At 70.7% G+C, this 24,786-nt stretch carries 22 protein-coding genes and 1 tRNA gene; 11 read left to right on the forward strand and 12 right to left on the reverse strand.

Annotated elements, in window-relative coordinates; all coding sequences use genetic code 11:
- From G3573_RS08935 to G3573_RS08955, 5 genes are all read left to right on the forward strand, one after another.
- The coding region (locus G3573_RS08935) for a serine hydrolase domain-containing protein (RefSeq protein ID WP_163260742.1) at positions 1-1,660 on the forward strand (1,660 nt) is incomplete at its 5' end.
- Between the two features lie 119 nt (positions 1,661-1,779).
- The gene (locus tag G3573_RS08940; protein ID WP_163260743.1) at positions 1,780-2,172 is read left to right on the forward strand and encodes a nuclear transport factor 2 family protein; all 393 of its coding nucleotides are present in this window, start codon (positions 1,780-1,782) and stop codon (positions 2,170-2,172) included.
- Positions 2,173-2,368: 196 nt separating this feature from the next.
- Positions 2,369-2,674, forward strand: a complete 306-nt coding sequence (locus G3573_RS08945) for a hypothetical protein (protein ID WP_163260744.1) — start codon at positions 2,369-2,371, stop codon at positions 2,672-2,674.
- A 50-nt stretch (positions 2,675-2,724) separates the two neighbouring features.
- Complete coding sequence (locus G3573_RS08950; protein ID WP_163260745.1) at positions 2,725-3,195, forward strand: hypothetical protein; 471 nt, start codon at positions 2,725-2,727, stop codon at positions 3,193-3,195.
- Between the two features lie 6 nt (positions 3,196-3,201).
- Positions 3,202-3,411, forward strand: a complete 210-nt coding sequence (locus G3573_RS08955) for a hypothetical protein (RefSeq protein WP_163260746.1) — start codon at positions 3,202-3,204, stop codon at positions 3,409-3,411.
- Here G3573_RS08955 and G3573_RS08960 read toward each other — a convergent pair.
- From G3573_RS08960 to G3573_RS08970, 3 genes are all read right to left on the reverse strand, one after another.
- Positions 3,408-3,623, reverse strand: coding sequence for a superinfection immunity protein (locus G3573_RS08960; RefSeq protein ID WP_205598158.1), 216 nt, complete (start codon positions 3,621-3,623; stop codon positions 3,408-3,410). The genes G3573_RS08955 and G3573_RS08960 overlap by 4 nt on opposite strands.
- A gap of 101 nt (positions 3,624-3,724) precedes the next feature.
- Complete coding sequence (locus G3573_RS08965) at positions 3,725-4,393, reverse strand: hypothetical protein (protein WP_163260747.1); 669 nt, start codon at positions 4,391-4,393, stop codon at positions 3,725-3,727.
- Complete coding sequence (locus G3573_RS08970; protein WP_163260748.1) at positions 4,390-5,253, reverse strand: Na+-dependent transporter; 864 nt, start codon at positions 5,251-5,253, stop codon at positions 4,390-4,392. Before G3573_RS08970 ends, G3573_RS08965 begins: the two co-directional genes overlap by 4 nt.
- A 590-nt stretch (positions 5,254-5,843) precedes the next feature.
- On the opposite strand from G3573_RS08970, the gene G3573_RS08975 reads away from it, so the two are divergent.
- From G3573_RS08975 to G3573_RS08995, 5 genes are all read left to right on the forward strand, one after another.
- Entirely contained in the window at positions 5,844-7,544 is a 1,701-nt protein-coding gene (locus tag G3573_RS08975; protein WP_163260749.1) for a ShlB/FhaC/HecB family hemolysin secretion/activation protein, read from the forward strand.
- 23 nt (positions 7,545-7,567) lie between these two features.
- Positions 7,568-14,416, forward strand: coding sequence for a YDG domain-containing protein (locus tag G3573_RS08980; RefSeq protein ID WP_163260750.1), 6,849 nt, complete (start codon positions 7,568-7,570; stop codon positions 14,414-14,416).
- Positions 14,417-14,574: 158 nt separating this feature from the next.
- Entirely contained in the window at positions 14,575-15,417 is an 843-nt protein-coding gene (locus G3573_RS08985) for a hypothetical protein (protein WP_163260751.1), read from the forward strand.
- Between the two features lie 404 nt (positions 15,418-15,821).
- Positions 15,822-16,046, forward strand: coding sequence for a hypothetical protein (locus tag G3573_RS08990; protein ID WP_163260752.1), 225 nt, complete (start codon positions 15,822-15,824; stop codon positions 16,044-16,046).
- A gap of 83 nt (positions 16,047-16,129) precedes the next feature.
- Positions 16,130-16,786 carry a hypothetical protein gene (locus G3573_RS08995; protein ID WP_163260753.1) on the forward strand — a complete coding sequence of 219 codons (657 nt, stop codon included), beginning with the start codon at positions 16,130-16,132 and terminating at the stop codon, positions 16,784-16,786.
- A gap of 100 nt (positions 16,787-16,886) precedes the next feature.
- Here the strand turns inward: G3573_RS08995 and G3573_RS09000 are convergent, their stop codons facing one another.
- The 8 genes from G3573_RS09000 to G3573_RS09035 all read right to left on the reverse strand — a co-directional run bounded on the left by G3573_RS09000 (position 16,887) and on the right by G3573_RS09035 (position 23,762).
- Positions 16,887-17,576 carry a hypothetical protein gene (locus G3573_RS09000; RefSeq protein ID WP_163260754.1) on the reverse strand — a complete coding sequence of 230 codons (690 nt, stop codon included), beginning with the start codon at positions 17,574-17,576 and terminating at the stop codon, positions 16,887-16,889.
- A gap of 128 nt (positions 17,577-17,704) precedes the next feature.
- Positions 17,705-18,187, reverse strand: coding sequence for a hypothetical protein (locus G3573_RS09005; RefSeq protein WP_205598159.1), 483 nt, complete (start codon positions 18,185-18,187; stop codon positions 17,705-17,707).
- Between the two features lie 93 nt (positions 18,188-18,280).
- Entirely contained in the window at positions 18,281-18,781 is a 501-nt protein-coding gene (locus tag G3573_RS09010) for a hypothetical protein (protein ID WP_163260755.1), read from the reverse strand.
- A 119-nt stretch (positions 18,782-18,900) separates the two neighbouring features.
- A complete protein-coding gene (locus tag G3573_RS09015; protein ID WP_163260756.1) occupies positions 18,901-19,680 on the reverse strand; it encodes a hypothetical protein in 780 nt (259 codons plus the stop codon).
- A gap of 83 nt (positions 19,681-19,763) precedes the next feature.
- Positions 19,764-20,303, reverse strand: a complete 540-nt coding sequence (locus tag G3573_RS09020) for a hypothetical protein (RefSeq protein ID WP_163260757.1) — start codon at positions 20,301-20,303, stop codon at positions 19,764-19,766.
- Between the two features lie 67 nt (positions 20,304-20,370).
- Positions 20,371-20,691, reverse strand: coding sequence for a hypothetical protein (locus tag G3573_RS09025; protein WP_163260758.1), 321 nt, complete (start codon positions 20,689-20,691; stop codon positions 20,371-20,373).
- 10 nt (positions 20,692-20,701) lie between these two features.
- Positions 20,702-21,475, reverse strand: coding sequence for a hypothetical protein (locus tag G3573_RS09030; RefSeq protein WP_163260759.1), 774 nt, complete (start codon positions 21,473-21,475; stop codon positions 20,702-20,704).
- Between the two features lie 283 nt (positions 21,476-21,758).
- Entirely contained in the window at positions 21,759-23,762 is a 2,004-nt protein-coding gene (locus G3573_RS09035) for an ATP-binding protein (RefSeq protein WP_163260760.1), read from the reverse strand.
- 463 nt (positions 23,763-24,225) lie between these two features.
- On the opposite strand from G3573_RS09035, the gene G3573_RS09040 reads away from it, so the two are divergent.
- Positions 24,226-24,302: transfer RNA gene (locus G3573_RS09040), tRNA-Lys, on the forward strand.
- Positions 24,303-24,408: 106 nt separating this feature from the next.
- Here the strand turns inward: G3573_RS09040 and G3573_RS09045 are convergent.
- Positions 24,409-24,786: hypothetical protein (locus G3573_RS09045; RefSeq protein WP_205598160.1), on the reverse strand; the 378-nt coding region annotated here is incomplete at its 5' end.

Consider the following 24,786-nt stretch of genomic DNA (forward strand, 5'->3'; position numbering starts at 1 on the left):
GTTGAAGACGGCGCTGGCCGCCGGGGGCGCTGCGCTCGCGCCGGCGGCGGCCTGGGCGGCGACGCCCGCCGCGGCGGGCAGGTACGCCGCCGAGATGGCCGCGCTTCGCGCCTACGCCGAGAAGCACGTGCGCGATTACGGCCTGCCCGGCCTGACGCTGGCGGTGGTCGACGCCGACGGCTTCGAGCGCCGCATGAGCTTCGGCTACGCCGATCCGGCGCGGCGCACCCCGATCGCGCCGCAGACCCTGTTCCAGATCGGCTCCATCTCGAAGTCGTTCGTGGGCCTGGCCCTGTTCCGGAAGATCGAGGCCGGCGAGCTCAGCCTCGACGCCGACGCCCGCCAGCTGCTGCCCGACGTGCCCTGGCCGGAGGGCCAGGCGATCACCGTGCAGCAGCTGCTCTGCCATTCCACCGGCCTGGCCCACGACGCGCCGGTGTTCCCGCGCACCCCCGACGGCCGGCTGTGGGTCGGCTTCACGCCGGGCGGCGGCTGGTCCTACAGCAACACCGGCTACACGCTGCTGGGGATGATCGCCGAGCGGCTGTACGCGCGGCCGCTGGCCGAGGTGCTGGAGACCGAGGTGCTCGGGCCGCTGGGCATGACCGGCAGCGAGGGCGCCATCCTGGCCGAGGCGCGCGGGCGGTTCGCGCAAGGCTACAGCCCGCTGCAAGCCGACCGGCCGTTCCCGCAGGCCGGCGCGCTGGCCCCCGCGGCCTGGGTCGACGTCACCGACGGCGCCGGCTGCGTCGCCTCGACCTCGGCCGACATGGCCCGCTACCTGCGCTTCCTGATCGACGCCGGTCGCGGCCGCGGCGGCCCCCTGCTCTCGGACGCGTCCGCCGCGCGCTGGGTGAAGCCGGTGATCGACGCCCCCGGCTGGGCGCCCGGCGCGGCCTACGCCAACGGCCTGGCGGTGGTCGAGCTGGACGGGCGCAAGCTGCTGCACCACACCGGCGGCATGGTCGCCTTCAGCTCCTCGCTGCACGTCGACCCGGAAGCCGGGGTCGGCTGCTTCGCCTCCAGCAACGTCGGCGGCATCAACTACCGCCCCCGTCACGTCACCGCCTTCGCCTGCGAACTGCTGCGCGCGGCCCGCGACAAGCGCAAGGCGTCCAAGCCCGCCGCCACCGTGGCGAGCGTGGAGACGCCGGGCGACTACGCCGGGCGCCTGGTCGGCGCCGACGGCGAGACGGTCGAGTTCGTGGTCGCCGGCGGGGCGTTGAGCGCGCGCGTCGGCGGCCGCACGGCCGTGGTCGAACAGCAGGCCGACGACGCCTTCCTGATCCACGACCCGCGCTTCGCCGCCGGCCTGTTCCAGTTCGAGCGCGACCCGTCGGGCGCGGTGATCGGCGGCTGGCACATGAACGACGCCTGGCGCCGGCCGGGCGCGCCCGCCGCCCCCGCGCCCTCGCCGGAGCTCAAGGCCCTGACCGGCTTCTACGAGACCGACGACCCGTGGTACGGCGGCCTGCACATCTTCGTCCGCGGCGACGAGCTGTGGAACGACCTCGAGCGGCTGACGAAGCACGCAGACGGCTGGTGGCGCTCGGCCGGCGACGAGGCCTCGATCGAGCGCTACCGCTTCGAAGCGGTGGTCGCCGGCCGGCCGAAGCGACTGAACATCTCGGGCCGCGACTTCGTCCGGCGCGGCGCGTGAGCGGGGCGCAAAGCCTGCGGGACCAGCGCTGATCGTTCGCGGCGCCAGGCGCTGATCCGGCCGGCAACCTTGCTCCCGGGCCGCAGTTGAGGGCGCGGCGTCATCAGGAGCCTCAAGCCATGGTCGCGCAAACCGGAGCCGCGGGCCCGTCCGTCAAGGCCGCCGACAGCGAGAAGGCCGAGGCCAACCTGGCCCGGTTCGAACGGCTCGACTTCGAGGCCTGGAACAAGCGGGACTGGGACCTCTTCCGCCAGCTGCACGGCGAGAGCGTGATCGTCGGCGGCTTCGGCCAGCACACGGAAAACGTCGAGGACCACGTGGCCTGGGCCCAGGCCTTCCTGACGCAGAACCCCGACAACCAGATCGAGGCGCACCCCATCCGCATCGGCGCCGGCGACTGGACCGCGGTGACCGGCGTGTTCAACGACGGCTCGACCATGGCCACCATCGCGCGCTGGGAGAACGGCCAGGTCGTCGAGGAATACCTGTTCCAGCTGGTGACCGGGCGCTGAGCGCGGGGGCGCACGCGGCGAGCCTCCCGGTCGCCGGTACGATCACTCGAGCACCTTGCAGAGCTCGCCGCTCGCTGTGATGTTCCGCGCAGGTGGCGGCGGCCGCCGCGCGCACGGTGGGGCTGATGAGCCGAAAGGCAGGCGCCTTGTGAACCTGAAGCTTCTCGTCCCGGCGGTCGCGTTTCTCGGGCTGGCCGTGACCGTATTCGTCACGACCGAGCACGTCCGCGCCGCGGACCGCACCTTCGCCGGGCTGCCCGACGACGGCCAGACCGCCGCCTGGAAACGCAAGGCTCAGGCGCTGGCCCCGGTCGGCACGGACGACCGGACGGTCGAACAGCGCCTGCGCAAGGCCGGGCTGACGGTCGAACCCGCGCAGAACCACGCCTACGCGGTGAAGGAGCGCAGCGACTGCGCCCGCTGGATCGAGGCCAAATGGACCCTGGACGCGGACGGAAGGCTGAACGACCTGCAGACCTGGTCGGGCGGGGGCTGCAGCTGACGGCGCAGCGCCCGGTTGCCGCCTCCCCGCCGCTCCGACATGCTGAGCCGATGGGGGCTCAGTTTCTATTCCAGCCGGGCGACGACAGCTGGGCGACGTGTTCGTTCGAGATCGGCGACGCCCGGGTCGAGTGGTTCGCCAGCCGCCTGTCGGACGACGCGTTCGGAGACCTGATCAGCGCGCTCGCGGCGCTCCTGCGGGGCGGCGCTGCCGAAACGACGACGGTCTTCGTCGACGAGCCGGAGTGCCTGGGCGTCACGCTGGCCGTCGAGCCCCCCGCGACGGTGCGGGTGACCGTCACCCGGTTTCCGGACTGGCCGCTCACCGGGCGGACGCGCGGCGAGGTGATCTTCGACGAGGTCGCCCGCCTGCGAACCCTGGCGGGATCGGTCGTCGCGAACGCGCAAAGCATCCTGGCGACGCAGGGAGCGGCCGGCTACCTGGCGCGCTGGGGGACGCCCTTTCCGGACGCCTCGCTCGCCAAGCTCCGGGCGGCCCTGGACGAGCCGCGGGGGCGCTGAGCAATCTTGGGAAGAATCTACTTCGATATCGCCCCGTTCGGCGGCTACCCGGCGGGACCAGGCGTCTACTACGAGTGCGGCGTCTGCGAGGATTTCGTCCCCTCGATCCCACGCAACGCCGCCGCCTGCGCGTGCCGAAACATCGTCGTCGACGCCGACGCCGGCCGCGTGTCGGTGAAGGATCACGCGCGGTTCAGAGCGTTTCGGACCGCCTAGGCGGCGGTCTCGTTCGGGGTGGTCAGGGCCCACACGAGCGCGCCGAACCAGCCCAGGACCGACCAGCCCAGGAAGAAGTTGAGCGCGATGATCGCGCCCTTGCGCGGGTGCTTGCGGGCCAGGGCCAGGATCCCCGGCAGCATGTAAGGCGCCATGAGAAGCGCCAGGACCACGAGCACGATCAAATAATGGAACAGAGAAAACGAGCCCAACGTAACAATCCCCCCGGCTGCATACGTCCTGTTGTTCGCCGATAACGTAACGACGCGTCGCGCGAAAGTCCGCTCTCACCCCCGCCCCACGGGCCGAGCCCTCAGCCTTCCAGCTTCCCCGCCGCCTGCAGCGCCGCCAGTTGCTTGTAGATCGCCTGCGAGCCCTTGCCGCGCGCGCGCAGCAGACCCCAGAGGTGCGTGAGGGTCAGGTCGGTGCGGTGGATCTGGTCGGTGTGGGCGTAGGCGACCGAGCCCGAGGACATCTGCGGCGCGCCCGGCAGGAAGACGGCGTGCCAGTCGCCCTCCTCCTCCAGCAGCAGGCCCAGCGCCCAGCCGGCGTCGGTGGGGACCAGGACGACGGGCAGCTCCACCGCCTCCTCGTCCTCGTCGGCCCCGACGTTGCGGGCGACGTCCTGGATCAGGCTGAACTGGGGGATGATCTGGGCGACGCCGTCGCGGATCCAGGTCAGCACGCCCTGGCCGGGCTCGGTGCGGGCGAACAGGCCGGCGAGGAAGGCGGCCACGAAGACGGCGACGATCGTCACCAGGTTGCCGACCGCGATCCCGCCGATGCTGGTGACGCCCAGCGCCTCGACGAACGGCTCGGTGAAGCCGCCCACAACGCCGAGAATCTTGCTCAGCACGAACCACAGCACGAAGATCGGCAGCAGGAAGAGCGCCCCGCCGATGATCGTCGTGCGGGCGAACTCCAGCGCCTGGCGCACGCTCTCGCGGTCGCGCACGACGACGATCCGGCGGCGCTCGCTCATGACTCCGCTTCCCCGGCCAGCGCCTTCCTGCGCCAGGCGACGTACGGCAGGGTCAGGACGGCGGCGGTCAGCAGGTACAGCAGCAGGACGGCGGGGACGGCCTTCTCGGCCGGGAAGGTCAGCTGGGCGATGGCCAGGGCCACGCCGGGGTGGCGCGAGGCCGTGGCCAGGGCCAGCACGCTGCGCTCGCCGGGGCTCGGCCCGCCCAGCAGGTGGCCGGCGACCAGGCCCAGCACCACGAAGATCACGAGGGCCGCCAACGTCCCGTCGCCCACCAGGGCCGCCATGGCCGGGGCCGCCTTGACCAGCATCAGGACCAGGCCGGCCAGCAGCAGCAGGGTCGCCGCCTTCGCCAGCGGCCCGGCGACGCGCTCGGCCAGGCCTGGGGCCAGCAGGCGCACGATCACGCCGGCCAGCGTCGGGCCCAGCACCGTCATGAACACCAGCTTCGCCACGGCCGGCGCCGGTATGCTGATGTCGGCCGGGACGATGCGGTCCAGCAGCGCGCCCGCCAGCGGGATCCAGAGGACGGCGATCACCGAGGCCGAGAACAGCAGCGCCATGACGTAGTCGTGGCCGCCGCCGGCCTTGACCAGCTTCTTCGGCAGCAGCGGCGGGACCGGCGACAGGGCCAGCGCCACCAGCGTCACCCGCACCGCCTCGTGCAGCGGGATGGCCAGCACGATCGCCACGGCCAGGGCGAGCATCACCACGTTCATGGAGAGAAGCGCGCGGACCAGCCGCCCCGGACGGCGCAGCAGGCAGGTCAGTTCGCGCGGCCTCGTCCCGAGCCCGACCGTGAACACCAGCACCGCGATGCTGGCCTTCAGGATCAGGACGACGAGTGCGGCCAGGGTCATGAGCGCCCCTCCAGGGGCCGAGGCCGAGCGTGGATCGCGCGGGCGGGCGGCGCAATCCGGACAAACCCGGGGGGAGCGCGCGGCGGGAGGGCGTAGTCACCCTTCCTTCTCCCCTTGCGGGAGAAGGAAGGGCGCTCCCCCGCCCCAAGACGAGACCCCGGCTTTCTGCCTCGGCGGGGAATGCGCCTCAACCGATGAGCGCAGCGTCGTGAAATGCGAAAACCAGTCGCGAAATGTAAATCGACGCGGCACGAATCCTATTTTCTCGGCTCACCTCGGACTGGATCGCTCCCGCAGCGTCGAACCAAGGTCATGCGAAATAGACCCAGCCAATAGCCGGCCGGATAAACTTTCCAGAGCCGACACCCCCCGGCCATTGAACGAGAATGACGCCGCGAAACCCAAAGGCCACTGAGCCGCCCGGGATACACCTCGCAAGAATCCGGCGTTTTTCTCTCCCGCCTCTACAATATTGAAGATGCGCCGGCACAACCCCCGCGCTAACCGGGCGAGCAAGGCGGCGGAGCGATTCCGCCGCGCGTGCAGCTTTGACGTGATTTCCGCCGGGTCGGGCCGGCGCAGGGGGCATAATGCGACTTCAAGCTTCGCGCGCGGCGACGGCCGCGCTGGTGGCGGCGCTCGGCTGGGCGGCCGCCGGTCCGGCGTTGGCGCAGATCGCGCCCCTGCCCTCGCGCGAACAGCTGGATCCGGCCCAGCGCAGCGGCCCGCCCGAGCCTGGGACCCCGCGCGCGGAGCTGATGGTCGCCCCGGCCGAGCCCTGCCCGTTCGTCGAGTCGAAGCTCAGCTTCCCGCTGTCGGCGGTGGAGTTCCAAGGGAACGCCAGCCTGTCGGCCGACGAGCTGGCCCCGACCTGGTCGGCCAAGGCCGGCCAGACCGTGTCGATCGCCGAGGTCTGCGCCATCCGCGACCGGGCGGCCGAGACCTATCTGAAGCACGGCGTGCTGGCCCGGGTGGTCATCCCGCAGCAGGAGATCGCCGGCGGGCGGGTCGTGCTGGAGGTGATCGAGGCCCACGTCGAGCAGGTGCGCATCCTCGGCGACGCCGGCCCGGCCGGGAAGAAGGCGGCGCAATACCTGAAGAAGCTGGAGGGCCTGGCCCCGTTCGACATGAACGCGGCCCAGCGCTGGCTGCTGCTGGCCGGCGACGTGCCGGGCGTGCGGCTGTCCACCACCGTACGGCCGGGCGCGTCGGGCGCGCGCGGCGCGGTCGACCTGGACGTGACGCTGACCCGGGCCGAGCCGGTGAGCGTCACCGCCAACCTGCAGAACTTCGGCTCCGACACGGTCGGCCCCTGGACCGTGCTGGGCCGGGTCGACGTCGACGGCCTGACGCCCTTGGGCGAGCGCACCTCGCTGGTGCTGTACGGGACCACCGACCTGACCGAGCAGCGCGTCGTGCAGCTGGTCGAGGAGGCCCGCCTGGGCGGAAGCGGCCTGGTCGGGCGCATGTCGCTGGCCTATTCGGAAAGCCGGCCGGGCGACGTGCTGTCGCCGCTGGACCTGCGCTCCAAGTCGTTCGTGGGCACGGCCGAGGCGGTCTATCCGCTGGCCCGCCATCGCCGCCACAGCGCCTGGCTGTCGGGCGGCCTGAACTGGGTCGAGCAGCAGACCGACCTGTCGGACCTGCTGACCCTGACCGACGACGACCTGCGCATCGCTTTCGCCCGCCTGCAGGGCGAAGGCACGACCGAGGTGGCCAGCTGGCCGACCGCGCTGTCCGGCGGGGTGGAGCTGCGCAAGGGCCTGTCGGGCTTCGGCGCGAACGAGGCCGGCGATCTCGGCATGTCGCGCGCCGACGGCGATCCGCAGGCCTGGCTGGTGCGCGCCGACGGCCGCGCCGAGCTGGCCGTGGCCCAGCGCTTCTCGCTGAGCGCGGCCGGCATGGCCCAGTGGGCCGACAGCCCGCTGCTGGCCTATGAAGAAATGAGCGTCGGCAACCTGACCATCGGGCGCGGCTACGACCCGGCGGCGCTGTCGGGCGATCGCGGCGCGGCGGCGGCCTTCGAGGCCCGCTTCGGCCCGTTCGAGGCGGCCGGCATGCGCACCAGCCTCTACGCCTTCTACGACCACGCCTGGGTCGAGGACCTGGACGCCGGCGGCTTCGGCTCGCGCGACGTCGGCTCGGCCGGCGCGGGCGTGCGCCTGCGCCTGAACGACAAGGTCGCCGTCGACCTGGCCTACGCCCACCCGCTGGACCGCATCGACGCGTCCGACCCGAACAGCAAGCCGGACCCGCGCGTGCTGCTCAACCTCGTCGCCCGCTTCAACTGATCCTGCGCGCCCGGAGCCTGACAATGACCCGCCGCACGACCCGCACCGCCCTGCTCGCCCGCACCGCCCTGGGCGTCTCGCTGGCCCTCCTGGCCGCCCCGGCCCTGGCCCAGGTCTCGACCAACGCCGGCACCATCACCGGCTACAACAGCGCCGCCGGCAGCCCGACCTTTTCCGGCGCGAACTCGAACACGGGCGGCGCGGACGTGTCGACCATCACCCTGGACGGGCCCTGGACCGTTCTGGACTGGAGCGGCAACCTCAACCTGAACAGCGGCGACACCCTGAACTTCGTGTTCGCCAACCGCGGCGACATCGCGCTGAACCGGGTCAACACGGGCTCGGCCACCATCGACGGCGCCGTGAACGGCACCATAGGGACGACAGCCGGCGCCTACGGCGGCAACGTCTGGTTCATGAGCCGCGACGGCGTGGTGTTCGGCTCCAACGCGCGCGTGAACGTCGGCGGCCTGCTGGCCACCACCGGCGCGATCACCGACCTCAACTTCGTCAGCAACAGCTTCGGCTTCACGACCACCCCCGGCACCTCGGTCTATGTGATGTCGGGGGCCCAGTTGAACGTCCACGGCGGGACCCTGGCGCTGATCGCACCGAGCGTGGTCACGCAGTCCGGGTCGCTCATCAACGACGGTACGGCCGGCAAGCACTCGGACGTCCTGTACGGCGCGGCCGACGCCTACACCATCACCTTCGCGCCGGACGCCGGCGGCGACCTCGACCTGTTCAGCTGGACGGTGCCGGTCGGCAGCGGCACCAACGTCACGCCGATCACGCTGGCCGGCGCCACCACGGCGGGCAACGTCTACCTCGGGGCGGTCAGCCGCAACGCGGTCGGCGGCACGATCAACATCACCGGCTCGATCACCGCCAACGGCGCGGTCGCCAGCGGCGACGGCAACATCCTGCTGGTCGGCGGCGGCGGGATTTCGAACGGCGCGGCGTCGGGCCTTGCGGGCACGACCCTCGCGTTCACCGGCAACGGCGCGCAGACGGCGAACCGCGACGTGACCGTGACCGGCGGCGGCGACGTGACGCTGGGCGCCATCACCGGCGGCAACGACGTGACCCTGTCGTCCGGCAACCTGCTGACCACCGGCACGACCACCATCGGCCGCCACTACACCGTCACCGGCAAGGATTTCAGCGGCTCGCTGAGCCCGGTGTGGACCGGCGCGGTCCCGCACAACTACACCATCACCGACACGGCCTCCGGCCTGGTGCAGGGCAACATCAGCGTCAGCGGCAACCTGTCGATCACCACCCAGAACGGCGGTTCGCTGACCTTCCTCGGCGCCCTGACCTCGACCGGCGGCGACGTCAACCTGACCACCGTGGGCAACGGCTCGCTGCAGATCGGGGCCGTGAACGCCGCGTCCGGCAGCGTCGCGCTGACCTCGGGCGGCGCGATCACGCAGACCGGCGCGATCACCACCGGCACGCTCCGCGCCAACGGGGGTGGGAGCGTCACGCTGACCAACGCCGGCAACGCCATCGGCGTGCTGGGCGCCAGCGGCCATTCCGGCAATTTCGGCGGCGCGGGCTTCGCCCTGACCGACACCGGCGGCCTGACGGTGTCCGGTCCGCTGACGAGCAACGGCGACCTCGTCCTGTCGAACAACGGCGCGCTGGTGTTCAACACGCCGACGGTCAGCACCAACGGAACGGCGACCTTCACGGCGCCTTCGACGACCTTCAACGGCACGACCGTGAGCGGCAGCTACATCACGGTGAACGGGGCGACGACCTTCAACGGCGCCACCATGCAATCCGGCGGCAGCCAGAACTATCTCGGCGCCGTGACCCTGGCCGGGGACGCGTCGCTGACCAGCGGCGGCCCGGGCTGGGACATCCTGTTCGACGGCGCGGTCAACGGCGCCCATAACCTGACCGTCACCAGCAAGGGCAGCGTGCACTTCAACGGCGCCGTGGGCGGCACGACCGCCCTCACCTCGCTCAGCGCCACCGGCACCCAGTTCGGCGTCACCGTGAAGAACCCGGTCACCACGACCGGCGCCCAGACCTTCAACACGATGTGGATGGAGGCGGACACCACGCTGACCAGCACGGGCGCCGGTGCGATCACCCTGGGCCGGGTGAACGGGCCGTACAACCTCAACATCAACACCGCCGGCACGACCACGATCGGCTTCGTGGGCTACAACGACTATGTCGCCTCGGTGACCACGGACGCGCCCGGCACGACGGTGCTGAACGGCACGACCTTCGACGTCACGGGCAGCGCCACCTTCAACGACGCCGTCACCCTGGGCACGCCGGTCAGGATGAGCGCCGGCAGTGCGGTCACGTTCAACAGCACCCTCGACGGCACCGGTTGGCTGATGGTGGAGGGGACCGGGACCACCACGTTCAACGGCGCCGTGGGCGCGACCACCGCCCTGAGCATGCTGACCACCGACGCCAGCGGCACGACCGTCATCAACGGCGGCAGCGTCCGCACCTCCGGCAATCAGACCTACGGCAACAGCGTCATACTCGGCGCCGACACCGTGCTGACCAGCACCAGCAACGGCGCCATCTCCCTGGCCGCCGTGAACGGCGCGCGCAGCCTGACCGTCAACACCGGCGGCGCCACCAGCTTCAACGGCGCGATCGGCGGCGCGACCGCCCTGACCTCGCTGTTCACCGACGCGCTCGGCACGACGGCGCTCAACGGCGGCTCGATCGTCACCACCGGCGCGCAGACCTACAACGACGCCGTGACGCTGGGCGCGAACACCACCGTGGCCAGCACCGGCAGCGGCGCGATCACTTTGGGCGGCACGGTCGACGGGGCGCGCAGCCTGACGGTCAACACAGCGGGGACCACGACCTTCAACGGCGCGATCGGCGCGACCACCGTGCTGACGTCGCTGACCACCAACACCGGCGGCACGACCTTGCTGAACGGCGGCTACGTCCGCACCTCGGGCGCCCAGAGCTACGCCGACTCCACCATCCTCGGCGCGGACACCCTGCTGAGCAGCACCGGCGCCGCCGCCATCGGCTTCAGCGACGCCTTGAACGGCGCGTACAACCTGACCGTAACCACCAACGGGCCCACCAGCTTCACCGGCAGCGCGGTCGGCGCCGTCACCCCCCTCGCCTCGCTGACCACCAACCAGATCGGCACGACGATCCTGGGCGGCAACGTCACCACCACGGGGGCTCAGTCCTTCCTCGACGCGGTCACCCTGAGCGCGGCGACCATCACCCTGGCCAGCACCGGCGGCGGCGACGTCACGCTGGGCAAGACCGTCGACGGCGCCAGCCAGCTGACCGTGAACACCAGCGGGACCACCAAGTTCAACGGCGCGGTCGGCTTCTCGACCGCCCTGACCTCGCTGTTCACCGACGCGCCCGGCACGACGGCGCTCAACGGCGGCTCGGTCACCACCACCGGCGCGCAGATCTTCGGCGACGCGGCCACCCTGGGGGCCGACACCACCCTGACCAGCACGGGGTCGGGCATGCTGCGGTTCTCCACGTTCGTGAACGGCGCTTACGGCCTGACCATGAACACCGCCGGCAGCACCATCCTGGCCACGGTCGGCGATACGACCGCGCTGACGTCCCTGACCACCGACGCGGCCGGCTCGACGACGCTGACCGGCGGCGCCGGCGTGCGGACCTCGGGCGCGCAGACCTTCAACGACAACGTGACGCTGACCGGCACGGTCGCGCTCACCAGCACGTCGAACGGGAACATCCGGCTCGGCGGGACGGTGGACAGCGCCAACGGCCAGCAGGGCCTGAGCGTCACCACCGGCGGCGACACGATCTTCAGCGGCGCGGTCGGCGCGACCAACCAGCTGGCGTGGCTGTGGACCGACGGCGGCGGCGTCACCCGTCTGAACGGCGGCGCCCTCACGACCAGCGGCGCGCAGACCTTCGGCGACGCGGTCGTGCTGGGGGCGAACACCACGCTGAACGCCGGCGCCAGCGCCATCGGCTTCGCCTCCACCGTCGACGGCGCCTACGGCCTGACGGCCAACACCACCGGCGCCACGACCTTCAACGGCGCGGTCGGCGCGACCACCGCGCTGACGTCGCTGACCACCAACGCCGGCGGCTCGACGGCGCTGAACGGCGGCGCGGTCCGCACCACGGGCGCCCAGACGTTCGGCGACTCCGTCGTGCTGGGCGCGGACACCACCCTGACCAGCACCTCCGGCGGCGACCTCCGCTTCGGGGCGATCGACGGGGCCTACGGCCTGACGCTCAACACCGGGGGGACGACCCGTTTCAACGGCGCGGTCGGCGCGACCACCGCGCTCGCCTCGCTGACCACCGACGCCGGCGGCTCGACCGAGATCTACGGCGGCAGCGTCCACACCACCGGCGATCAAACCTACAACGACGACGCCATCAGGCTCGGGGCCGACACCACCCTGACCGGCCAGGACCTGAGCCACGTCTCCTCGATCGTCGGCCCTGCCTACAACCTGACGCTCGACTTCTCGGGCGCGGCCGCGGTGCACGGCCTCTCGCTGCGCAGCCTGAGGACGCGCGGCGCCGGCACGACCACGCTGTCGGGCTCGATCACCACCCTGGGCACGCAGACCTACGACGACGCGGTCATCCTGGGCGGGGACGTCACCCTGAACAGCAGCGGGGCGGTCAGCTTCAACTCCACGGTCGACGGGGCGCATGACCTGGCGATCAGCAGCAACGCGACGACCACCTTCATGGGCGCGGTCGGAGCCAGCACCGCGCTGACCAGCCTGACCAGGTCGGGGAACGGCGGCTCCATCGTGAACGGCGCCCTGGTGCGCACCACCGGGGCCCAGACCTGGGGCGGAAGCAGCCTGTCGACCAACGGCGACGCCACCTTCAGCGGCTCGAACCTGACCTTCGGCGCGATCAACGCCAACGCGGCGCTGAGCCTGACCTCCACCGGGACCATCACCGCGTCCGGCACGGTCGGCGTCAACGGCGACTACACCGTCAGCGCCGCCGACTTCGCCGGCCAGGCGCTGAACCCGACCTTCACGGGCATGGGCGACTTCAGCATCACCGACACGGCCGGCGGCCTGACCCTGGGTTCGCTGGGCACGCCGGGCGCGCTGACCGTCACCGTGCTGAACGGCGGCCTGACGGTGAACGGCGTGGTCGGCGCGGCCGGCGACGTCGGCCTGATCGCCGACGGCGACCTGACCCTGGCCTCGAGCGGGCGGGTGCTGGGCGACGACGTGCGGCTGTCGACCGACCAGGCCTTCGTCAACCAGCGCGGGGCCGACGCGGTGAACGCCGCCGGCCGCTGGCTGATCTATTCGGCCGGCCCGAGCGGCAACATCTTCGGCGGGCTGGACAGCGGGAACACGGCGGTCTGGGGCCGCGACATCTCCGGCGCCGCGGTGACCCAGAGCGGGAACCGTTACGTCTTCGCCGCCGCTCCGACCCTGACCTTCACCTCCACCGGCGGCAGCAAGGTCTACGGGAACGACGGCGCCTCGGTGATGGGCTACTCGGTCAGCGGGCTGAGCGACGGCGTGGCCGGCGCCTTCCAGGCCGACACCCTGTCCGACGTCGTCTCCGGCGGCCCGGCGCTCAGCTCGGCCGGCGCGGCCGAGCGCGCCACGGTCGCGGGCGGCCCCTACCAGGTGGTCGTCTCGGCCGGCGACCTGCAGAGCCTGGCCGGCTACCAGTTCGCCTTCGACAGCGCCGGCCAGATCGTGGTGACGCCCAAGGCGATCGGCGCCGACGTGGTGGCGGACAGCAAGACCTACGACGGGAACGCGAACGGGGCCGGCTCGGTGACGTTGACGGGCGTGCTGGCCGGCGACGCGGTCGGGACCACCGACGCGACCTTCACCTTCGACAGCCGCAACGCCGGGAACGGCCGCACGGTGACCGTCTCGGGCGTCACCCTGACCGGCGGCGACGCGGGCAACTACACCCTGACCCTCCCGGCCTCGGTGCTGGCCGACATCTACAAGCGCCAGATCACCGGCGTCGTCACCGCGAACGACAAGACCTACGACGGCTCGGCCGCGGGGACCGGCTCGGTGAGCCTGCAAGGCGTGCTGGGCGCCGACAGCGTCGGGACCACCGGCGCGACCTTCACCTTCGCGGACCGCAACGCCGGGGCCGACAAGGTCGTGACCGTCTCGGGCGTGACCCTGAACGGCGACGACGCGGGCAACTACACCCTGTCCCTGCCGGCCTCGGCGCTGGCCGACATCGCCAGGAAGACGCTGAGCGTCACCGTCGTGGCGAACGACAAGACCTACGACGGCACGACCGCCGGCACCGGCACGGTCAGCCTGGGCGGCGTGGTGGCCAACGACGCGGTCGGGACCTCGGCGGGGACCTACACCTTCGCCGACCGCAACGCCGGCCTGGACAAGGTCGTGACGGTCTCGGGCGTGACCCTGACCGGGGCGGACGCGGGCAACTATTCCGTGACCATCCCGGCCTCGGTGCTGGCCGACATCGCGCGCCGCGCCGTGACGGTGAAGGCCGACGACCTCTCGAAGGTGCGCGGCGACGTCGATCCGGCCCTGACCTGGACGCTGACGGCCGGCTCGCTGGCCGGCGGCGACAGCCTGACCGGCGCGCTGGTGCGCGCGCCGGGCGAGAACCCGGGCCTGTACGCCATCACCCAGGGCGACCTGGCGGCCTCGGCCAACTACGTCCTGACCTTCAACCCGGGCGAGTTCGAGATCACCCGCCCGGCGGTGGATCCCAGCCAGTCCGGCGGCGGCCCGGTCCTGCAGGCCCTGACCCAGCCGACCCCGCCGACCCTCGGCGGCAACCGGGTGAGCGTGACCCTGGACCTGGACGGCGGCGTGCCCGACGGCGACACCCGCAAGTGCGAGGCGGGCGAGTCCGGCTGCAAGAAGACGAACTGAGCCATCGGAGCGGCGCGCGGGCTTTTGAGTCCGCGCGCCCTTCCCAAACCCGTACGTCCCGACGAACGTCGGTGTAGGCGGCCTCGCCAGCCGCCGTACATCACAGCCCGAGCCGGGCACACGTGCAAGAGGTCCACAATCCAATTCGGAGGTGAACAGTGCGCACTCTTAAGCTGTACACTTACGGTGCACTTGCAATTGCGTCCTTGCTGATCAGCTCTTGTGATAGCGGCTCGACCGACACACAGCATAATTCGGCGATAGAGGCCGATATTTCGGCGACCTCTAGCGCACTGACAAGAGACGATATCAGCAAATATGGGCATGCCGCTCTTCGGGCAATGGCGGATAACTACGTCGCACAAACTCCGATAAATGCGAGCAAGCTTATAGGTCGCGAGTTTTCCATCGAAGATTCCGCTGCAGTTGATTATAGCGCTTACAGTTCCAGGTCCGGCGGAACGATCAAATACAGCACATCCCCAGAACAGTGGGTGGCCGAGTCTTTCGACGCCGGCGAGAATGGCGATTGGCTTGCTGGCTTCATGATCGACAGTGGGCTGCCTGGGTCACGTCAAGGTTCAGTCGATGGAGAGAACGCTTTCGGCGCCCGATGGACGACCGAAATTTATGAAGCCGAACAGGTTGCCCTCGTAAACTTCAAGCAATTTAGAGAATATGACGGGGATGGCTTGCCGTCGAACGGCACACCTGAACGCGACGGAAACATTTACACGTTCACGACGGACCTAGCCGCAGGACAAGACGCGCCGAGCGCGATTTGGGTTGTGAGCGGGGTAATTGCTAAATTGCCGAGCGGCCAAGCGATCGCATGCTACCGGGAAAGATTAACTCCGCCGACGTATCGCAGCGAGACATATACATTGACGAAATCGTGTCTCATTGGCGCAGACATTCGGCGCGTAGCGTTGGTCAATGAACAAACCCGCGAAGTGCTTGCCGAATGGAAGCAATCAAGCGGCAACGCCAGCGCAAAATAGCAGCCATGCGCGAGGCGATTGCCACCGCGCTGAGGACCGCCAGCAGCAACCCCAGGCCTACCGAGAAGGACATCAGCACCACCAGCGCGGCCAGGCCGATCAGGCCGTAGGCCGTAGGCCAGGTAGCCGTTCCGCTTGAGCCCCCTGCCCTTCACCGCCCGCACGGGCGCTGTAAGCGGCTTAAGTCCCATGGCTGATGCGAGCGCGCGGGTCCGGGCCGGTCAAGGACAGGCCCGCCGGGCCTGCCGCGCCGCGGCGCGCCTGCGGCGCGTCCTTGAGCGGCCCGGTCCCGCGCGCAAACTGGCCTGCATGGGATCTAAGCCGCGCCCCGCCCGACGGGGCGGTTCTCGACCGGGAGGACGGGCCGCTGGACATTGGCCATTCAGCGCCTGCAGTTGCGCCCCATGTATATTGAGAACGCCTACACCAGCCGGGACAGCCTCTCCGACAGGGATTTGCAGCGTCTGCTCAGCGCTCTGAGAGACGAAACCGAGCGATATCGCTTCACAATCCGCAACTACCCGCCCGACCGCATGGAGAAGCACGGCGCGCCCTTCCTGGCGCGACTGGAGGCGCGCGTTCAGGAGGTCGAGCGGCTCGTACGTGAGCGGGACAACCAATCCGGCTGAACGCCCCCCTTCCGCCCACCGCCGAACCCCCTTAGCGTTCAGCCCCTTACAGTGAAGCTTTGGCGAGCAGTGCGGTGGTGCGCGTGAGCAGGCGTTGGTTGGGGGCGGTGGTCGCCGCGGTCGCTTTGTCCGCCACCAGCGGCGCGGGCGCGCGGGGCCTCGCCGACATGGAGGCCCGCTACCAGCAGAGCGCGTCGGCCAAGCGCGTCAACGACGTCCACAAGATCGCCGACCTGCTCGAGGCCTATTACGCCAGGACCGGCCGGCTGCCGCTGGATCAGCGCATTCCGCCCAGCGGCTATCTGACCGTCATCGTCGGCGCGCCGAAGGTCGAACGGCGGCTGCAGCCGCGGGGCAATCCGCTCGGGCGTGAGGCGCCCGTCCTCGCCTCGGCGGAGATGCTCGCCGCCCTGCGCGAGGCGCTCGGACCAGAGGTGAGACTGCCCGTCGATCCGCAGAAGGCGCCGAACGGCCCGCCGAACGCCTACTACGTGCGCTTCCGGCCGAACGGGCAGTACCTGGTCACCGGCTTCCTGCGCCAGCCGTACGATTTCACGATCCAGGTCGCGCCGGACGTGTACGTCTATGCGCTCAGGTCCGAGATCGGCGACTGGGGCGATCCTTGGGACCACGCCCGCGTGACCCGCCAGGTGCCGCAGACGGAACGCGAAGCCATCCGCGCCGCCGGCGCCGCGGAAGACCGCCGCTTCGGCCAATGGGTGGACGGGGCTGGGAACTAGGGCGGGCTCCGCTGACAGATCGGGATCGCCCGGCTCTACCTGCGGGCGGTCGGCGCACCTGTAGCCGATGCAAACGGATAAGGCGCAGCTGAGCGACGAACTACGGCTTGCGGCGATACACGCCGCGGAAAGACGTGTTGGGGCCGCATGAGGTCTCGTCTTCAACGATCATGAATTCGTCCAGCAGGACGAAATCGACGCCGCACCCGTCATCGTCGAGCCGAGCGTGATTGCCAGAAACGCGCAGAAGCCCTGAAAATTCCGCGTGATGGTTCCGGCCGTCGCCATCGTCCCAATCATCGACGCCGGACGCCCGCAAACCGTCTTCGCCAAGCCCGACCTTGACGCTCATGACCCCGTCGCTCTCCCAGACGCCCTCCCATGCTGACGTCGGCGGAGAAGATTCTGTCGCCGCCTGCCGCAGCCGTTTGGATTCAATCCAGCCGGAAGTCATGGTGTCATGGCCAGGCATGAATACGCAGGTATATCCATCCTGCGAAATGCTGGTCACCACACGATCCTTCGGGATTACATAGGAGCGCTGGAGACAATAGGCCTCATCGCCGGGGCAGATTTCGGCGCCGCCATGAAAATAGGCCCGCCCTTCCCCCACGACCTCCGCGACGCCAGAAAGCGGACTCTGTCCGCAGATCTTGGCCGAAGCAGCGGCGCGCGTCCGATCCTCCTTGGTCACGTCCTTAACGGAGGCCGAATTCGCGTCGGTCGTCGCCGGCTTTTCGCAGGCCTGCAACAAGACCGCAGCAGCGGCGATGATCGCTAGATTTCTCACGGCGCGGCCCCCACCAACTTGGCTGCAATTGGCCGGGATTAGCGGTGGAAACGTCCGGTTTCCAGCCAAAGTCGACGTCCGCTTTCGCCCCATAGCGGACATTAGGCGAGCCTCACCCATGCTTGAGCTTAGGTCCGAGCGAGGTGGTTCCGATAGACGGTGCTGATGAAAGTTCCCGTTCGCCGGTCTAGGGATGCAGTCACCAGCGTCAAGGGACAGATCTGCGCGACCTGTCCCTTCAAGCCTTCCAATTGCGGAAGGCCATAGAAGGCATTCTTCGGATCGCGGTGATCAATAAACCAGCGCCCGCCCAGACTCTTCCTGAAAACCTGGCCCACGTAACGGCTTGCGCCGTCGAGAGTGGCGGCTTCCGAAGGCGCTCTCGCTTCGGCCAGGGAGGCGTAGCGCGACAACGCCCAGCCTTCGAGGGCTTCAAAGGATTCTGGAGTAAAATCCAGCTTCGCCCGCAGCTCTCCAGGTAGGCCGTCGAGAAACCGCGCCAAAGCGCCGTCCATATCGATCAACCAGTATTCGAACTGATCCTGGCGAGCGGCGCCCGCTTCGGCCACCACGGACTTTCGTTTCTTCGGTTTGAAAAACTTTGCGAACATTGAATATGCGCCAGCGTCGATACGCGCACGGTAAGGGACGCAATGTCCGCTCACCACCCAAAGCGGACATTCACAGGAGCCGCCCGCCCCCGCCTACCCGCAGCTCTCCAGCACCCGGCAGGCCAGCGGCAGCTGTTCGAACCACTCGGGCGGGACGTAGAGCTGCAGGGTCAGGCTGAGCCCCAGCGCCAGGGCCAGCACGTGCATGGCGCCCAGCATCACCCGGGTGCTGAAGCTGATCGACCCGGCCCGCCCGCCGGCCACGCGTTCGGGCGAGCGCTCCCAGCCCAGGTCGGGGGCGCCCAGCTCCGCCTCCAGCCTGACGGTGTAGCGCGCCAGCTTGCGCACCTGGCCGCGCAGCTGGGTGTAGTGGAACGCCACCAGCACCGAGAACCAGAACGGCAGCCAGGCGGCGGCCGTCCACATCCAGGTCGGGCCGTCGCGGTGGGTGACCGTCAGCACCCAGGCCGAGGCCGCCGCCACCGCGGTCATGCCGAACTGCACCAGCCGGTTCATCGCCACCACCAGGGCGATGATCTCGCCCCGCAGCGCGTCGTATTCGTGCAGGTGGAACTGGGTCTGCCGCTCGTCCATGCGCCCCCCGACGCGCGCCGCGCGCAAAGGCTAGCAGCGACGGCCCCGCTTGGCGACCGGCGGTCGCCGAAGCGGACGTCACGTCCGTAAGCCGCTGCGTTCCCGATGAGGCGAAGCGGCTACTTCGCCATCTGGCAACCGCTGAAGACCGCCCGGAGCTTCGAGGGCTCTCCGTCCAGGGTCGAGCTGACGTCGATCATGCTCGGGATCTGCATGCCCGACACGCTCTGATAGTCCACGCCCACCGTCAGGTGGGTGACCCCGGGTCCGGTGGTCGGCACGTAGTCCGCCACGTAGCGGGTCAGCACCAGTCCCTTGGACGAGGGCCTGAAAACCGGCTCGATCGACGAGCGGTACGTCGGCCCGCGAACCTCGATGCGTGAAATGGTCAGGTTGCGCTCGAGGTCGACGGTCACGTCGGCGTCGTCCTCCTTGTAGGCGACCCGGTATCCGCCCGCCCGCGGCGTCACCGTCGCCGCGGTCCCCGAAGGCGGGAACGGCGAGTTCACCATGAACAGGCTCCAGGTGTAGAAGACGCCGCGGACGGCGTCGTCCGCGCCCTGGAAGATCTGTTGGATGCCGGCGGCGGCATCGGCTTGCCGCGGCGCCCCGGTGTCGACCCCGTCCACGGCCGCGGCGCCCTGGGCGTCCACCCGCGTGGTGAACTTCAACTGGTCGAAGATTTCGAAGGCGCCGGTCATGCTCGGATCGCCGCGCGACTGGCCGAGCGTCGTTTCCCAGTCCGGCGTCAGCGTGCAGGTCACCCCGCCGAACCCCTGCCGCTGAAGGCTGTATTGCGCCGCCCGCCCGTCCGCGACGACCTTGGCCTGGTCCAAGGTCTGGCCCGCCGCGCTCGTCGCCGCGAGCAGGCCGAACGCCGTCATCATCACCAAGCGCACGCGCAAGCCTCCCCCGCCCGAGGGGGAAGGCTAAGGTCGGCACGATCGCGGCGCAAGGCGGTCACCGGACGCCGCCCGGCCGTCTAGGCTGCCCCGGCCCGCTCCAGTCGGGCGAGCAGTTTGAACCCCGCGTAGGTCTCCCGCGGGATGTGGCGGTGGTAGCAGTCCCAATAGCTCTCCACACGAGCCTTGGTCAGCCGGACGAACTCCGGGTTCTCGGCGACGAATTCCCGTACGGGCTGCGAGACCTCGCGCTCGAACGCGGCCTCGATCTCATCCAGGATTTCGACGACGTACTCGCCGATCAGCCTGACGATGAAGGGCGCGGCCCACGGCGCCTGTGAAGCAAGTACGCTGTCGAGCGCACGCTGTCGGACGTACCCGTCGTGGTGGCGGGTCAGCAGGCAGGCGAGGACGCCGCTCTCGACACGGCTCGGGCGAGGCAATCGACCTGCGTCGACGTAAAGCCGCTCCGGAATGGACACAGGCCGACCCGCGACGGAGACGTCGAAACTATCCGGCGAGAGCGTGGCCCCGGCCTCGACGATCATGCGGACAGGATCGTGCGCGAGGCCGGCCGTCTCGGCGGGAAAGGCTCCGGCAAGGCGCGCCGCTAGGTTCATCTGGCCAGCTTAGCGGGAGGGACAGCTCGTGTCCGCTCACCACCCAAAGCGGACATCGCCGCAGACTTCAACGCGAGCACTTCCAGGCGGGCGGAGGGCAGGAGGTCGCGCAGTCGCGGGCGGGGTCGGCGCCGTCGGGGCCGACGGGCCCCATGCAGTAGCCGCCGCAGCGGCCGAGGATCTTCCCGGTGTCCTTCTCGAAGTAGTAGGCCGGGCCGTCCCAGTCGGCGCCGCAATCGACGAAGCCGACCTTTCCGCAGTAGCGCGGCGCGCTGCAGTCCCTGGCCACGGCCCCGATCTCGGTGTCGCCGGCCGGCAGTTTCGCCGGAACGGCGGCGTTGCAGGCGGCGAGCTGAAACGCCAGCACGGCGGCGGCCCACGGCTTCATCGGTGCAGCCCTACTTCCCCGCCGCCGCCTCGACGATCCGGTCGAACACCGGCCGGCAGGACCACGGCTTCGGATCGCAGCGGACCTGTCCGGCGACCACGACCGCCACCTCCGCGTAGGGCCGTTCGGCCGAGCGCGCGGGCAGGCGCGCGACGATACGCGCGAAGGCGGCCTCGGCCTCGCCGCCCGGGGCGACCTCGTAGCTGGTCGAGACCGAGCCGCCCTCGCAGCGCGCCCACAGGCGCCGCTCGTCGGCCTGGCTGAAGCTGAAGGTGACCGGCTGCTCGGGCACGGGCGCGCCCTGGTGGCGGGACGTCAGCGCCGCGCAGGCCGGCGGCGGGCCGCTCGGGATCGGCCGGATCGACGCCGGCAGGGCGGTCGGGACCAGCTGGTCGATCGCCAGCTCGCAGGAGGTCCGGCCGGGCTCGCAGCGCATCCGGCCGGAGACCCGCACCCCGACGTCGACGAACGGCATCCCGCCGGACGACCACTCGTCGCCCAGCGGCAGGCGCTTTTCGATCGGCTCCCAGGCGAAGTCGGCCGGGCTGTCGCGCTCGATCCGGAAGGGCAGCACGCCGCCGCAGACGGCGTCAGAACTCAGCAGGCTCCCGTCGTACTGGCTGATCCGCCGATGCGCGGTGAGGGTCGCCGGGAGGTCGGTCACGACCGTGCCGTCGGGGCCGTCCTTCAGCGGGCGGCAGGCGTCCTCGGCCCGCGCGGCCCCGGCCAGCGCCAGGGCGGCGAGGGCCAGCCCCCAGGTCGAAAGCCGTCGTCCCGCGCGCATGTCCGTCGCCCCTTGTCCCGAGAACGCAGGCTAGCCGCCTTCACCACCCTCACCTAGCCCTCCTTCTCCCCCTGAGGGAGAAGGAGGGAGCCCGCGCACCGGAGCCCGGCAGGGCGAAGGTCCGCGCGGGAGGATGAGGGGTCGCGCCGAACTGTCCGCGACCACGCGCCTGCGGATCGCAACGGCCGGCGTCGCGAGCCCCCTCATCCTCCCACGCAGGCCTGCGGGCTCACGCCCTCCGGCGCGCGTGTCCCTCCTTCTCCCGCAAGGGGAGAAGGAAAGGCTAAGCCGCCCTTGCCCGCCCGTCCGTGGCCGCGGCCACCGCCGCGTAGAGGTCCGCCGCGGTCAGCGGCTTGGCCAGGTGGCCGTCGGCGCCCGCCGCGCGGCCGGCGGCGATGTGCTCCGGCAGCGCGTTGGCCGAGAGCATCAGCACCGGCGTGCGCTCCCCGCCCCGCTCGGCTTCGATCTGGCGCAGCGCGCGCACCGCCGACAGGCCGTCGACGCCAGGCATCTGCATGTCCATCAGGACGAGGTCGAAGGCCTCGGCGCGGAAGGCGGCCAGGGCCTGCTCGCCGTCCTCGACCGAAACGAGCTCGGCGCCGGACGCCTCCAGCAGCAGCTCGACGAGCCGGCGGTTGGTCGGATGGTCGTCGGCCGACAGCACCTTCAGGCGCCGTTCGGCCGGCTCCAGGGCGGCGGCGGCGGGGGCCGGGCCGAGCGCTTCGGCGGCGGCTGGGGTCACCGGCAGCTCCAGCCAGAAGGTGGCGCCGCGGCCGGGCGTGCTCTGCGCCCCCAGTTCGCCGCCCATCAGGCCGGCCAGCTCGCGCGAAATGGCCAGGCCCAGCCCGGCCCCGCCATAGCGCCGCGTGATCGAGCCGTCGGCCTGCTGGAAGCGTTCGAACACCCGGGCCATCTGCTCGGGGGTCAGGCCCGCGCCGGTGTCGCTGACCGACAGGCGCACGCCGTCCAGGGTGCGCCGCGCGCTCAGGCGCACGCAGCCGGCCGGGGTGAACTTCACCGCGTTGGACAGGAAGTTGGTCAGCACCTGGCGCACGCGAAGCGCGTCGCCCTCGACCAGGCCCTCGCAGTCGGCGTCGACCTCGACCTCGAGCGCCAGGCCCTTGGCGTCGGCCTCGGGCTGGGCCAGGGCCGCCGCCGTGCGCACGGTCTCGCCCAGGTGGAACGGCTCGCGCGCGATCTCCAGCTTGCCGGACTCCACCCGCGCCAGGTCCAGAATGTCGGCCAGCAGGCGGCGCAGCGTGGCGCCCGAGGCGCGGATGGTGTCGACCAGCTCGCGCTCGGGCGCGGCCAGCGGGCGCGAGGCCAGCACGTCGGCCACCCCGATCACCCCGTTCAGCGGCGTGCGGATCTCGTGGCTCATATTGGCCAGGAACACGCTCTTGGCGGCGTTGGCGTTTTCGGCGTCGCGGCGGGCCTGGTCGTAGCGGGCCAGCATGGCGGCGATCGGCAGGCAGGTCAGCGGCAGGGCCGCCAGACCCAGCTGGGTCTCGAACACGGTCTCGCGCATCTCGTCGGCGCCGATCGAGCCCCAGCCGTGCACGCTGAGCGTCAGGATCACCGCGCCGGACCAGAACGACGCTCCGGCCGCCCCGGCGACGCCGAAGCGCAGGGTGGCCAGCACCGCCAGCGGGGCCAGCATGGCCACGTCGGGCGGGCCGTAATCGTCGCTCAGCCACACGCACACGCCGAAGATGGCCGCGGCCAAGCCGGCGGCGGCGGCCATGTCCGGCCACTTGAAGCTGCGCTTCAGCGGCGCGTCGGCCAAGGCCAGGCCCAGCGGCGTGATCAGCACGATGCCCAGCGCGTCGCAGGCGAAGAAGTCCCAGAAGCCCTCGGTCCAGGGCCGGCCGGTGCGCATGGCGATCAGCGGCGCGGCCAGGGCGGCGGCCACCAGCGGCGCGATCACCGCCGCGCGCAGCAGGAACTGCAGCAGCCGGCGCGGCTCGGCCACGTCGGCCCCGACCAGGCCGCCTCGGCGCAGCAGGAAGGCGGCCAGCGCGATCTCGGTCAGGTTCACCACGGCCGAGGCTGCGCCGACCATCGGCGGGCGCCCGGCCACCAGGGCCGAGGTCATGGCCGAGGCGAAGGCGGCGGCGCAGACCCCGAAGCTCCAGCTGCGGTCGGAGGGGCCGCGCAGCAGCAGGACCAGCGCGATGGCGTTGGTCGGCCAGATCGCCGACACCGCGCCGACCTTGCCCAGCCGCGCGGCGCTGATCGACACGGCGGCCAGCAACAGCCACACCCCGACCAGCTTGGCCGCCCGCACCCAGCCCGCCCCCGCGTTCGCCCCCGAACTCGCTCGTGTCGCCCCGCCTGTGCTGCGCATCGGCGTCAGTCCTCGTACCCAGACCGGGAGCGTGCGCCCGCACGCGCTAAGTCAGGGTTAAAGGCGACGCAGGGTGATCCCCCGTTTTGGGTAGGGGCTTCCCTTCTCCCCTTGCGGGAGAAGGTGGCGCGCAGCGCGCGCCGGATGAGGGGTGCCTGCACGACGCCGACCGGCCTGCGAAGGCGACGCCCATCCCTCAAGCCGCGACGCCGGCACCCCTCATCCGACCGGCTCCGCCAGCCACCTTCTCCCGCAAGGGGAGAAGGAAGCCCCTCATCCGAGACCGCCATCGGGAACCCTCGCGCGCCCTTGACAGTCCCCGGCGCATCCGACAGAAACGCGCACCTTCGCAAGACGGGACGCCCCGGCCCCAGAATCGCCGGCAAGTCTTTGATTTTGTTGAGTGCCCCTAGCTCAGCCGGTTAGAGCATCTGACTTTTAATCAGAGGGTCCTGGGTTCGAGTCCCAGGGGGCACACCATCTCCTCCGAACGTCGCCTCTCTTCCCCTCTCCCCTTGCGGAGAGGGAGGGGCCCGCCGGCCGCAGGCCGGTGGGAGGGTGAGGGGTCGCGCGACGACGGCCGCGCCTACCGCTTCGACTTCGGCCGGGCTTGCGACCGTTTCGTCTTGGGCTTCGGCGAGGGTTTCAGGGCCTGCACGGCGAGGTCGGCGCCGACGTCGATCACCCTCGCCGCCAGGACGGCCCCGATCGCCGCGCCGGCCCCCGTGCCGATCCCGGGAATAGCCGAGCCGATCGCGCCGCCCAGAAGCGCTCTGGCGGCGGCGTCCTTCACCATCGGATGCCCAAGAACGTCTGCGGCCGCCTTCGCCATCGCGTCCTTGGCGATGCGGAGGTCCTCCACGTCGCAGCGGCCGTCCCCGTTCAGGTCGCCGACGAAATGGAAGGTCGCGGTCGCGGCCGCCCCGGCCTTGCGGCCGGCCCGCCCCGTCAACCCGGCCGCGCC

Origin of the sequence: Caulobacter sp. 17J65-9, assembly GCF_010975005.1 — a bacterium.
Classification (GTDB): domain Bacteria; phylum Pseudomonadota; class Alphaproteobacteria; order Caulobacterales; family Caulobacteraceae; genus 17J80-11.